The sequence below is a fragment of the Caballeronia sp. GAWG1-1 genome (genome assembly GCF_023631465.1).
In the GTDB taxonomy this organism is placed as follows: Bacteria; Pseudomonadota; Gammaproteobacteria; order Burkholderiales; family Burkholderiaceae; genus Caballeronia.
On the sequence record NZ_JALQDB010000034.1, the window covers coordinates 72,116 to 85,108 of the forward strand.

Genomic DNA, 12,993 nt, shown 5'->3' on the forward strand with positions numbered 1-12,993 from the left:
TTTTGCACACGCTTCGTCATTTCGGATGTCCCGAACCCGGCCCGGAATGGCCCGCGCCTTTAGTCTTCAGCTCGCCCGCCTTATGCGAACGTGACCAGATGCTCGTGCGCCCTCGCTCCTCGCGCCGGCGGCGGCGCGAGGGCAGCAGTACGTCGGCAAGCGCGAGCAACGCAAGCGCGACGACAGCGAAGAAGGCGATCGTGCCAATGATGATGGCGAGATCCATTGAATCTCCAGACTTTTCCTGCGTTTTCGGAGATGGCGTTTCGTGACGCCCGATACTTTCTTAGAGCACCATCCATGCCAATCGTTTTCGGCATCTCCGTCTAAAAAGCCTGGCATGGTAAAGCGCCGCGCAAAGAAAAATCGGTGCGCCAAGCACCGACACCGGGCGCGCGCTGAACGCGCGCCCTCTTTTCGACATGTTGCCTCGCTAAACGCTCAACGCGTGTAGACCATGTTGGTGACTTCGACCGTCGGACCGGCGTTGTCCCAATCGGTCTTGCTAAAGCCGAGCGCTGAATGCATATAGACCGGCGACGCACTCGTGATATGACCCGTGACCGAATGGCCGTTTAGCGCGAGGCCACCGACTTCATACGCGACGTGATTGGCGTTGTTGTCGCGATGGTTCGAGATATCGATCGAGACTACCTTGTTCACCGAACCTGGCAAGGCGCCCAGATAAATCAGAATGCCATAGCGGCAGCTGTTCGTCGTTGGGCTGATGATCTTGATGTTCTGCAGCACGGCGTTGTTGTTGTTGGGTTCGATGTCGAGGCCCGCCGAAGGCAACGTGCCGCCGATGTTTTCCCAGGTCGGCGTATCGAACGTGATATTCGCGCCACTCGTGATCGTTGCGCCCTGACGGCGGCAACCGGTCGCGTGGTGCTTCGTAATGTTGACCGTGTTGCTCGGCGTCGTCAGGCTGCGATACGAGTTGCCGATGTAGATGCCGTCGCCCCAGCAGTTGATCGTGGTCGGCGAGGTGATCGTCACGTTGGTCGAACCCGCGATGGAGATGCCCATACCCTGGCCGCCGTCGTTCGGATCGTTGGTCGCGGAGTTGAGTTCCTTGCTGCCGTCGAGCGAGGCGTTTTCAATCTGCACGTTCTGGGCATCCCAGACGCGCAGGATCTGATAGCTGGCGACGTTGTGCGCGAGCAGCTTGATCGACGCGCCGCTTGCGAAACGCAGGTGTGAGTTCGTGCGCAGGTCGAGGCCGGCCGCATCGATACGGCTCTTGCCGGTGATCAGCAGAATCTTGCCGACTGAACCGTCGATCGCTTTCTGAAGCGCGACGCGGTCGTTGGTAGTGCCATCGCCCTTCACGCCGAAGGACGTGTCGGTGACCGTGCCGGATGTGGTCGCGGCCTGCGTCGACGAAGCGACCGCCGGTGTCGAAGCAGCTTGGGTGCTTGAGGCGGAACTGGTGCCGGACGCACGGCGGCGGCGCTTGGAGACGGAATCAGCGACATCTCCTTCACCGCCGCCACCGCATGCGGAAAGTGCGAGCGATCCGGTGCTGGCCATCACCGCAGTGAGAAACTTGCGACGCGTGAAGATTTGATCGATCTGATCAGCAAATTGCATTGGAGTAACAGGAGTTTTTTTGGTCAAGGACATGAGCTCGAAGTTATCAATGGGCGTCTGACGAACAGATTCGCCGTGTCAGCTTTCGGATTGGATTTTCACGACTCGGATGGCCTCGGAAGGACCAGCAAACTCGCGCACTCGTCGGAACGGTATTAATTACCTTTAACGAAGTTAATTTCGCTTCTAATAAGGCATTAAATACCGACTACGGATCGTATGATACAGATCGTTGTATGACGAATAGAGACGAATCGTAACTATCTGTAACTGTATAACGGGGACAGGGCCGAATTTTCTGGCTCACGCAACGCGCGATCGCACGTCAGGCGGGAAATGCGCTTTTCTATTGCGCATATAATCAGATGAATAAGCAATTCTCGAATTTATTGCGAAAAACGAATTCTGTCGCAGTGGAACAACGGCTATTTATCAGATTAATGAAGGAAATTTTCCCTGAATTCTTCTAATCAGCTGATTGGAGATCTTTCAGCAAAATCTCTGATTTTCGTGTTTAGCTTGTTTCCCGCAACGCTGAGCGCACGGAATTAAACAAGCTTGATCGGTCATTCTCAAGCCGCGCTGAATTGTGAACAGATTCGCTTCTAGGCCTTTCTACGCCTGTTCTTTGCCCAAGGATTTTTCTGGCCGAACGTTCGAACGCCAGACATTAACGCTCGCTTTCTTAAGCATTCGTTGTGCGCCAGAAATGGCGAATGCCACGCGTCCCCAGTTCGTTTGCGCAAGTTGCAGACTGCAAACCATTGCGGTATTGCCCCGGCTCCAGTACGGCTTGAACGTTTCTGCGCCGATGCCGAGGTCGAAATCCAGACGCTGCTCGATTGCCCACCGAACCCATGCCTCGGTTGAAACCGCGCCGGGTGCGAATTTCCCAAAGCGCTTATCGAAACTCGCAATCAGACCGATCATGCTCTTTGCGCCGAGACCGATCATGTTCACGGCGAGAATCTCGCCATCGAGTTTCAGGACCATGAGCTTTGCACATGCGAGGGGATGACAATGATTCAGCAGCTCGATTAGATAATTGCGGAAGGTTTCCTCCCACAGCCAACTGCCCTTCTTGTCGACGCGTTCGCCCCACTCGCGCTTTCTCGCCAGCATCCAGTCGACCATGCGCGCGTTCTCTTCACGGTCGTGCGGGCCGAGAATACACACCTCGAACTTGCCTTCGCGCTCGAGTCGTTCACGCAACTGGCCCGGTCGCTTGCCCGAAAGCTTGCCCAAGCCAATGACGAATTCATCCCAACAATTCACTTCCGAAAGTTTAGCCACGGCGTAGGGATGTTCCTTGGCGAGCATGATCCCCGGATGCTCCGCAGCGAGCCGATACAACTCGCTTTTGCAATCGACATACGGAAGCAAAACAATATCGCCCTTCCCTAGGTCACGCGCTGCCTGCCAGATCGATTGCGACAAATCCGGCGATGCATACGCGGGATCGGTCAGCACGGTCGTATAGTCTGCCGATTCAGAGCTAAGTGGCCGAAGCACGTTCCAGAGACGATTGCGCGAACGCACGAGCGGCCAAATGGCGACGATACGTTCCTCGCGCCGCGCAGTAATGATGCAAAGTGACCGTCCCGCAGGTTTGGCGACATGACGCCAAACCAATGAGCAGACCGCAAACGATTCATGATGCCGCCCGTCGGCGAGCGTCCACAGTTCATCCCATTCGTTATGCAGCGCTTCGAATTCGTCAGGACTTTTAATCAGATCGATCACATATTTGGCCGTATCCATCGGGCAGCTCCGGCATCGTTATTCGAGGTCCGCTTGATCATGGATCTGCAACCGCACAAGCGTGCCCTCATAGCGCGCACTTAAGCACAAGCTTGGCTCTCCTTCGAGTCAAGATCTTGCATCGAATAGCAAACTGCCCAACGTGCGATGGCGTACAGTGGTGCATGCGATTGGTCTTTACGCTCCAGTAAGTTCCTATACAGGGTCGCGCAGGAGACGGCGCGACTTCGTCTCGATAGAACGCACATCCTCATGCTGTCACCGGTCCGCGACAAGCGGCCTGCAACACGGCGCTTCATCTGCGAGGCGGCCCGGTGCAATCGTCCATCTTTGGCGGCGAACGGGATGATCAAAGCGGCATACACACAAAGCGAACGGCTTTCATGAACCGAGTTGTGAGGGACAATGGATAACGAATGCTATTCAGTAAGCTCTTCACCTATCGAGCCAAGCTCAAAACCGGTTAAAAAGAAAATCAGGGAAAACGTCAAGAACGATTCGAGCACCACTAAAGCAGAAGGCATCGTGGAGCGCTCCATCTTTCATGAGCCCTGGTGGCTTGAAGCGGCGACCGACGGTAAATGGGGCATTGCTGAAGTAAAGCAGGGCGATGTCGTCATTGGGGAAATGCCTTATATGTTCGAGCGTAAAGGCATCTGGCGCATATCCGTGCTGCCGCCTTTGACGCGCACGCTTGGCCCTGTCATCAAACCGCAACGTTTAGGTAGTGGCGAGCGCGAATGGTGTTATCGAATGGACATCACGAATCAGCTCGTCTCGAAGATTCCGGCGTGTGCGCATTTTCATCAATTGATGGACACGCGTATGTCGCAAGCCGAAGCTATTGCATTTTCGCTGCATGGCTTCGATGTCTCCATAGGCTATACGCTCGAGTTGCCGGCTGATCGAAGCGAAGCCGAGGCATGGTCGGCGCTGCGGCGCAATACACGCAATTGGCTGCGTCGCGCCACCGAACGGCTTACCGTGCGCGAAATAAACAGCCCCGACGCCTTCACGGATTTCTACGACGCCAACCTCGCCGTGCGCAAACGCAATAACGTGTACGGCTCGCAGATCATGCGCCGCGTGCTCGGCGAAGTCATCGAGCGCAATGCAGGTGTGATGCTTGGTGCATTCGACGAGAACGGCCAACTCGTCGCCGAGACCGCACTCGTGTGGGATACGCGTGCCGTGTACTACCTGCTGTCATCGCGCGCGGCGGATGCACACGGCGGCGCAATAAGTCTTCTGATTTGGGAAGGCGCGCGCGTGGCGCGAGAACGCAAACTCATTTTCGATTTCGACGGCATTTCCACCGCTACCATTCTCGACTTTCTATCGGGCTTCGGGGGACGCCTTGTAACGCGCTATGAAATTGAACGCATGCGCGCGGATTACGGCGCCCTGCGCACCGTACTAAGAGGCGAGAAGATGGCAATCCGCACTGGCGCGCGACGCTTGCGCAAGGCAACGCTCGATAAAACGTGAATCATGCAGGCGAATGACCGCGCCATTGCTTGCCATGCGCGGTCATAAGCCGAGGAAATACGCGTACACGCCCTCGTAATAGCTCTTGATGATTTCCGCAGTCAGCACCAGCAATATTCCCACGATCCACCAGCATACGAAGCGATTCTTGAAGCGCGTCTGCCCGACGAGAAACGGCAGCAGCAAGGGCACGCAATACCATACGCGCCCTTTGCCGAAGGGAAACAGCAGGAAGGCAAGCACCAGATAAAGCACGAGCGCGACGTCCATGAAACAGATGTCGCGCCATGCCTGAGCCTTGCCCGCCTGCTTCGTTTTCCATTCCGTATAAAGCATGACAAGTGCCGCCGTCATATAAACCACGAGGAGAATCACCAGTTTGATGGTGAAATCGTTCTGGTAGCCCGCATATTCGTCAATACGACGGCCGCCAAAGTTCTTGAAGAGAAAGCCCGCCGACGAAACCAGCACGACCGCCACCGCCGAAGCGCTTCCCAACGCGAGCCATCTGCGATTGCCCCATGGACGCATTGCGATAAGCAGGAGCGCGGGCACCGCGAACGTGGTGTGAATAAAACTTGCGAGCAGCCATCCCGTTACGGGTCTTTGATAGCGCAAGGACACGAGCATGGCGATAGAGAACGCCATCCCCTGGCGAATCTGAAATAGTCCGACAGTGGCGAGCGCCATCGGCACGACACACCAGAGCACGAGACCCAGCAATGGCCGGCGTACTTCCAGAAGCGCAATGAAGATCAGCGCGTTGAGCAGCACCACCGTAAGTCGCACACCGGCATCGGGTGTAAAGCCCAATGCGTTCAAAGCGACGACCCAAGCGCGCCAACCGAATTCCTCGGTGATCGTGCTGATGACGAAACTAACCGTTGATTTGCGTTCCTCGTAAGTATTGAGGAACCAGTCCCACGTGGTTTTGCGAAAGTATTCGAGGTAATTGTCCTGATCGAGCAACGTCGGCACATTGCGTACGCCCGTCGCCATCACATACAGGACGACGAGCGCGAGAATGATGAACAGCAAGCCATTCGGCGTCGCCAGATAGGAATGAGCACGCGCGCGAGGACGGGAAGGAGAAACGCTTCGCGCTTCCATTGCTCTTGCTCTCATCTAGGAATTCCCTTGCTAGCGCGATTCTGATGATATTGGCGACAACCCGCTGAGGGTGTCGTGAGTACATGCGACCCGTCTGTACGTTGTCGCACAGCATGTGGCTTAACGGATGAGGCGTAACCCGGACACGACGATAGCCGGCCCGCGCTTATCGTAGTCGACGCTTTCGACTGAGGCTAGCCGCGAATTCACCCATACCGGCGAGACATTCGTCACGCTACCTTTCACCGTCCATCCTTTAGTGTCGAGACCGGACACGCTAAAGGCATTGTCGGAAGAAGATTCATCGCGCTGGCCGCTTATTTCTATGCTTACGGTCTTAGGCTTGGGGCCGGGCAATTCCGCGAGATAAACGAGAATGCCGATACTGCATCGGCGCGTAAGCGGATCGACAATGCGAATGTCTTCGAGCACGTCGCGATTGGAGTTCGGTTCGATATCGATGCCTGCCGAAGGCGCTGTTCCACCGATGTCTTCCCACACACCACGTTCGATCAGCACGTTCATTCCACTGATGAGCGACACACCCTGACGCCGGCACGCACGCGCATGATGATCGCGGACGACGATATTGCGGGATCGTCGCGTCGCCCGTTCATAACTATTGGCGATATAAAGGCCATCGCCCCAACAGCCGATCGTCGTGGCCGAGTTTATCGTGACATTCGTGCTCCCCGCGATGGAAATGCCCATACCGTAGCCACCGTCGTGTGTTTCGGGCGGCGCTGCGTTGAGCTCCTTGCTGCCATCCAGCGTCGCATTTTCCAGCAGCACGTTATCCGCATCCCAGATACGGATCATCTGATAAGAAGGCGTGTCGTGAGGCAACAGCTTGATCGATGCGCCATCCGCAAAACGCAGATGCGTACTGCTGTGCAGATCCAGACCTTGCGTATCCATTCGACACCGACCTTCTATCAACAAGGTCTTGCCGACGGTACTGTCTATCGCGGCCTGAAGACGCGCGCGGTCATTGCTTTTACCGTCGCCTATCACACCGAACATGCTTGCCCGTATAAGCTCAGTCGAATCATTTGTTTGCGCATGCGCGCGATGCGGCGCAAGGGTTTGCACCAATGCGCACGATGCAAAAACCTTTAATGCAGTTCTTCTATCGAGCATATCGTAATGATTTAACGCGTTGAACAAAGCATTCACGGGATGGACCCGCATCGCGACTTACTTCTTCGACTCTGAAGACCTTTAGGTCTATTGTCACGCCTGACGCGCGTCCAGCAGTGGCCAATGAAGCGCTCGAATCCAAAGGTTTTCATCGGACGAGAGATCTTCGACGACCTTGCACGCGGGTCACGCCCACCGCTATTTCATTCGTTGCTAGTCCAATTGAAAGCCAAGCTGCTTCGCTCGTATCAACGATCAGTGTCAGCATTTCGCTAACGCTTTGCCACAGGCTTGACTCGATAATGTTCAACAATGCTTAGAGCACAAAAGTCGTCTTCGAAGCGCTAGCAAATTTGAATCGATACGCGGTCTAGCCCACATTTCATCTTCAAAAAAAGATGCTCACTTCGCTGCACTCCGCGAGATGATATTTGGACTCCGAAAGGCATTTAATGATGGGGGTTTCCCTAATTAATCAGTAAATACGGCAAAAAGCAAATGGCTTGATGAAATAGCCGTTAGCCGTAAGCGCGATGTACCGCCTTGTCATCTCATTCCGTTGCTGTTCGTTTTTCAGTTTCGTCGATGTTGCGCCGCTTACTTCCTGGACTATCTGCATGCTTCGGTCTCGCCGAACGATAGTTCGTCCTCACTGAAATTAACGACCGTCCGCGTTTAAGACGAGCATAAGACAATGCTAAACCTCGCTCTCGGTTGCCTGACTTCGTTTTGTCTGACTCTTTGGATCGTGCGTTATGCGAGTCATGCGGGATCGCATTTACTCGACACCGACCTCAATGGAGTGCAGAAGAATCATGCGGTCCCCGTGCCACGCGTGGGCGGTGCGGCCATCGTCGGCGGAACGGCAATCACGTTCATGATGGGCGGCCTATTCGGTGCGAATCCACGAGGCGAGTCGATGCTGTTGTTGGCGTGCGCCGCTTTACCGTTCCTGGCCGGCTGTCTCGAAGACCTGACCAAGCATGTAAGCCCGCGTGCGCGTCTGCTCGCGGCCATGGCAGGGTCGATCGGTGGCGTCTATGCGTTGCATGCGGTATTGGTTCGCGTGGATCTGCCGGTGGTCGATCACGGGCTTCAACTCATGCCGCTTGCGGTCGGCCTCACCGTGCTGACCGTGTCGGGGCTCACGAACGCAATCAATCTCATTGACGGCATGAATGGCCTCGCATCGGTCTCGTCCATCCTGATCTTCGCTTCGATAGGTTTCGTCGCGCATCAAGTCGGCGACTGGCTGGTCATGAGCGTCGCGTTGACCATGATCGGCACCATCCTTGGCTTCGTCGTATGGAATTATCCAGGCGCCCACATTTTCCTGGGCGATGGCGGTGCATACTTTATCGGCTTCGTCATGGCCGAATTGCTCGTGCTGCTGATCGCGCGGCATCCTTCCGTGTCGGCGTGGTATGCGGCGGTCGTCGCCATCTATCCGCTCTTCGAAACCGTGTTCTCGATCTATCGCCGCAAGTTCGTGCGCGGCCGACCTGTGAGCGAACCAGATGGCGTGCACCTTCACACGCTCATCTACAAGCGCATTGCACTCAAAGGATCGGACTATAGCGATGTGCGTCAGCGCGCGCGCCGCAATGGCCGCACATCGCCTTATCTGTGGGTGTTGTGCGCGGTGGGCGTCGCGCCCGCAACGGTGTTCTGGGACCGGCCGCTTGCGCTTTTCGTCACCGGCGCGATGTTCATCGCGGTCTACGTATGGTTCTATGCAAGCATCGTGCGTTTCAGGACGCCGCGTTTTCTCACCGCGCATTCGTCGATTGCTCCGACCGCCTCCGAAACCCGCCGTTGATCACGCAGGCTCGGCGGCAGGCAAGCTTGTTTGATCGACCAATCGCGTGGCCGCCAGCTCGCTAAGCTCCTCCATGTTGAGCGAAGCGAAGCCGTGGCGTTCGCGCAGCAGAACATAGTGCTCGGCAATGCGCTCAAGAAACGCGATGTTCTGCGCGGTATTGCGGCCGAAGTTATGCGGATGCCACCAGAGGTGATAAAGGCGCTTGTTGAGCGCCGCATCGGTCATGGCATTTTTTATTCGTCCAAGGCGCAAGCCATCGAGCATTGCCCATTTGCTTGAATAAGGCCTCAGAAAACTGCTTGCCGGAAAATTGAAAGGCGCGCTTTCGAAGCATGATTCGAGCGCATGGGTATTGTGTCCGGACACGTTCATATAAGCATCGAGCAAACGCGTTGCGCGGCGCAGATAGCCTTGCCCTGCCTTGTCGGAGGCCGCATAAGCGTGACCGCCTTGTGTTCCGCGATAACACACGATGCCATGCCGCGCGAGCGCCGCAAGGTAGTCTTCATTGCACTGGTTGCGCGGAAATACGATGCTCTTCAACCGCAAGCCTGCGCGCCTGGCAACCTCCGTGGCGCATTCGATATCCGCTTCGAATTCGCGCAAGCCCTGACCTTGTTCTAGACAGTAGTAATGCGAATAGGTGTGCGTGCCGATAGCCTGACCAGGCTGCTCCGCAATGCGTTCGACGAGTTCGGGCGCGAAGTGATAAAGCGGATCGAGCGCCTGGCCTGCATCGATATATTCATAAGGGGAAATGCCTGCGCGCACGTAATTCGGCCGCAGGGAAGGCGGCGGTAAAGCCGCGCGAAGTTCATCCGCATTGCGATGAAAAAGAAAGCCTACCGTGGCCCATGTCGCGTGAATGCCGTTTGCGGCAAAGACATCGAGCATGCGCGGAATGGCCTCGCGCACGCCGCGCAGGTTCGCGCCATAGCTCTCGATGGTGCGCGTCTCGCGCACGCCCCAGAGCAATTCGAAGTCAAGCGAGACCGTGAACACCCCATGGTCGAATGTCATGAAGCGGCTTTTCGTCGTGGAAGAGAAATGAATCAGGCGAACGATGCTTGATGCATGCGCATGTTCGCTGATTTCCCCGCCGACGATGGTGGGCTACCGCACTTAGACGAAGCGGGCCATCGACGATGGCCCGCTTGACGTTCTCACCGAGTCCCGCTTGATTAACGCCTACTCTTCGATCTTCGAAATCGCCGAAGTAGCCGGGTCATAACGATAACCCTTCTGCGCAAGCTGCTGGACCATCTTGTCGCCGATCACCCTTTGCTGCGCTTCACGCAACACGAGTTCATGGTCCGGCTTGAGCCGTTCGAGTTCCAGCGCAAGCCGGCGCATGAGCGCGACTTCGCCGGTGCTGCGTGCATCGATGAAGAGCAGTTTCTCGTTTGCGCCGTCGAGCCGCTGCTTCAGGTCCTTGGCATAACTGACCCATTCTTCGGCCTGCGTGCGCAGCTTGTCGTAGGCCTTCGTATGATCCTTGGCCTGTGTCGTGATCTGCCGTTGCAAAGCGGCGATCTCGCCTTCCACCGCGACGCCGCGTGCCTCGAGTTCCATGCGCTGCGAGGCGTGAGTGCTTCTTGCATCGGCTTCGCGTTGTTCCTGTTCGGCCAAACGCTCCTGCAGCAATGCCGCCTGCTGTTCGGCATTCTCCGCGCGCTCGCGGGCAGCGGCGGCATCTTGCGCGCGCTGGGCGGCGTCGGCGCTTGCCGCGTCCTTTTGCTCGTTCAACGCGCTGATCTGCGAACGCGCCGCTTCGAGTTCTCGTGCGACACGCTGAAGCTCGCCGGACTGCGCCGTGGCTTCATCGTGCTTGGCCGCGTGAGCCTGTTGCAACTCGTTTAGCGCACCGCGTGCCGCGTCGAGTTCGACTTCGAGTTCCGCGATACGCGCAAAACGCTCGTTCGCTTGCTGCTCGACCGCCGCCACGCGTTCGGCGGTAACGCCCGCTTCATGCGCGTAGCGTTGCGCTTCATCGGATTTCGCCTGGCTTTCATGCTGCAGCGCCTCGGCTCTTTGACGCGCCTCGTCGCGTTGTCGAACGAGGCTGGCAATCTCGTCGTCCTTGCTCGCGACATGTGCGCTCAGGGCTTCATGCGCCTGCCGCACGTCGTCGCGCTCGCTCACGAAGCGCGCGATCTCCTCGTCCTTTTGCGAGACGGCCGCGTGCAAGGCATCGTTGTGCTCCTGGACGATGCGCGCGATCTCCTCGTGCTTGCCGACTGTCGCCGCGTTCAACGCGTCGTCCCGTTCGCGGACGATTCGCGCAATCTCGTCGTCCTTCGCCGCGACGGATGCCATGAGCGCCTCATGCGCATGGCGCGCTTCGTCCCGCTCCCGTGCAATTCGGGCGAGCTCGTCATCCTTATCCGAGATCGACGCGGCCAAAGCTTCCTGCGAACGCTGCGCTTCCTCGAAGGAGGCGATCGCCGCTGCAAGCCTGCCCTGCTCCATCGATTCCCGCTGCGTCAGTTCCTCGACGCGCCGTTCGGCGGTCTCGGCGCGGGCGCTCACATCGGCAAGCGCACTGCGCAGATGTTCGACCGTCTGTTCCGAAGCCTGTAACGCCTGCGCCAGATTGTTGCGCTGCTGGCGTTCGCGGCCGGCTTCCTCGTCGGCCTGCTGGAAACCGGCGAGCGCTTCGTCGCGTTCCGCGAGCGTGGCCGTAAGCCGTTGATCCAGCGTGCGCAATTGCGGTTGGAAGCGTTGCCCGGCCTGCTGATGCGCGCCCGCCCAAAGCTGATGCGCCGCGTTCAGAAGCGTCTCGGCGACGCCTTGCGGCAAGCTCGCTTCGTCGTCGACGGGTGTGGGCGCGGCTTGCGGCTCCTGTGCCGCTTTCCAGCGCTGCAACGCGTTTGCCACCTCGATGATGGAGCCGCTGCGGATTTCGTTCCAGACGGTCAATGGCGACAACTCGCGGCCTTCTCCGCTCAACCGTTGCGCGATCGATGCGACCTGTTGATCCGTAATGGTGCTTGACTCTGACATGTGCCCCTCAACACTGTATTTGCCTGATAAAACATCGACTGGCGTAACGTTACTACGTTCGCCGCGAGATCCGTCATTTTCCGTGCACGGCGCGGCGCCTGCCATCGCGCGAAGCCGCGCTCGCGGCGCAGCAGGATCGTCCTAGCCCGGGTCGTTCGCGGCTGTCAAAGTAGCATGCGTCCCCGTCCCTGGAGTGCGCCGTGTCCGTTGCCGAAATACGCTCAACCATTCTGTACCGACCCTTCGAAGCCCGCGACATCGACGCCGCGCATGCGCTGTCGGTCGAAGTGAAATGGCCGCACCGCGCCGACGACTGGCGCTTCGTTCTCGACGCTGGCGCCGGCTTCATCGCGCAGGAAGGCGAGCGCGTGGTCGGCACAGCCCTCTACTGGAAGTTCGGCGAGGATGCCGGCTCGCTCGGCATGGTCATCGTCGCGCCCGACCGGCAAGGGCACGGCATCGGGCGAAAGCTGATGGAACTGCTGCTCGATGCGCTCGGCTCCCGCGTCACCCTCCTGCACGCGACGCCCGCCGGACAGCCGCTCTACGACAAGCTCGGTTTCGAGCCAATCGGCACCTTGCATCAACATCAATCGGCCGATTTTCGCGCACCCGCCATTTTGCTGCAGGCCGGTGAAAGCCTGCGTCCGCTCGAATCCGCCGATACGCCGCGTCTCGCCGAACTGGCATCGCGCGCGGCCGGTGTGGATCGCGGCGCGATTCTGCAGCAACTGCTCGGCGTGGCGCAAGGCGTCGCGCTGGAATCCGCCGGCGAGATCGTCGGCTTCGCGCTGATGCGGCCATTCGGGCGCGGCCACGCCATCGGTCCGGTCATCGCCACGGGCGAAGGTCAGGAACGGTTGCAGCGCGCGCAGGCGCTGGTTGCACATTGGCTTGCCGCCAACGTAGGCGCCTTTACCCGCATGGATACGCCGGGCGACAGCGGCCTCACGCCGTGGCTCGAAGAACTCGGTCTCAGGCAGGTCGATGCGGTCGTCAAGATGGCGCGCAATGGTGCGCCGCGGCCGGACGCGTCGGTGGGCCAGTTCGGCATCGTCAATCAGGCAGTAGGTTGA

The 12,993-nt window shown here is 58.0% G+C and carries 10 protein-coding genes; 3 read left to right on the forward strand and 7 right to left on the reverse strand.

Annotated features, from left to right (window positions below):
* Positions 1-16 precede the first annotated feature (16 nt).
* From NCT03_RS23610 to NCT03_RS23620, 3 genes are all read right to left on the reverse strand, one after another.
* On the reverse strand, positions 17-226 hold the full coding sequence (locus NCT03_RS23610; RefSeq protein ID WP_250494122.1) for a hypothetical protein: 210 nt from the start codon (positions 224-226) through the stop codon (positions 17-19).
* 215 nt (positions 227-441) lie between these two features.
* Positions 442-1,593: a glycoside hydrolase family protein gene (locus NCT03_RS23615; RefSeq protein WP_250494123.1), complete on the reverse strand. Its 1,152-nt coding sequence runs from the start codon at positions 1,591-1,593 to the stop codon at positions 442-444.
* Between the two features lie 615 nt (positions 1,594-2,208).
* Positions 2,209-3,354, reverse strand: coding sequence for a GNAT family N-acetyltransferase (locus tag NCT03_RS23620; RefSeq protein ID WP_250494124.1), 1,146 nt, complete (start codon positions 3,352-3,354; stop codon positions 2,209-2,211).
* A gap of 525 nt (positions 3,355-3,879) precedes the next feature.
* Between NCT03_RS23620 and NCT03_RS23625 the strand changes: the two genes are divergently transcribed.
* A complete protein-coding gene (locus tag NCT03_RS23625) occupies positions 3,880-4,842 on the forward strand; it encodes a GNAT family N-acetyltransferase (protein WP_250468419.1) in 963 nt (320 codons plus the stop codon).
* Between the two features lie 42 nt (positions 4,843-4,884).
* Here NCT03_RS23625 and NCT03_RS23630 read toward each other — a convergent pair whose 3' ends face one another.
* Positions 4,885-5,967, reverse strand: coding sequence for an EpsG family protein (locus NCT03_RS23630; protein ID WP_250494125.1), 1,083 nt, complete (start codon positions 5,965-5,967; stop codon positions 4,885-4,887).
* A gap of 105 nt (positions 5,968-6,072) precedes the next feature.
* A complete protein-coding gene (locus tag NCT03_RS23635; protein ID WP_250494126.1) occupies positions 6,073-6,870 on the reverse strand; it encodes a right-handed parallel beta-helix repeat-containing protein in 798 nt (265 codons plus the stop codon).
* Between the two features lie 916 nt (positions 6,871-7,786).
* On the opposite strand from NCT03_RS23635, the gene NCT03_RS23640 reads away from it, so the two are divergent.
* Positions 7,787-8,911 carry an MraY family glycosyltransferase gene (locus NCT03_RS23640; protein ID WP_250494127.1) on the forward strand — a complete coding sequence of 375 codons (1,125 nt, stop codon included), beginning with the start codon at positions 7,787-7,789 and terminating at the stop codon, positions 8,909-8,911.
* On the opposite strand, the gene NCT03_RS23645 is transcribed toward NCT03_RS23640, so the two are convergent.
* Both NCT03_RS23645 and NCT03_RS23650 read right to left on the reverse strand, forming a co-directional pair.
* Complete coding sequence (locus tag NCT03_RS23645) at positions 8,912-9,934, reverse strand: polysaccharide deacetylase family protein (RefSeq protein ID WP_250468423.1); 1,023 nt, start codon at positions 9,932-9,934, stop codon at positions 8,912-8,914.
* A 168-nt stretch (positions 9,935-10,102) separates the two neighbouring features.
* Positions 10,103-11,917 carry a DNA-binding protein gene (locus tag NCT03_RS23650; protein WP_250494128.1) on the reverse strand — a complete coding sequence of 605 codons (1,815 nt, stop codon included), beginning with the start codon at positions 11,915-11,917 and terminating at the stop codon, positions 10,103-10,105.
* Between the two features lie 200 nt (positions 11,918-12,117).
* On the opposite strand from NCT03_RS23650, the gene NCT03_RS23655 reads away from it, so the two are divergent.
* Positions 12,118-12,993, forward strand: a complete 876-nt coding sequence (locus NCT03_RS23655) for a GNAT family N-acetyltransferase (RefSeq protein WP_250494129.1) — start codon at positions 12,118-12,120, stop codon at positions 12,991-12,993.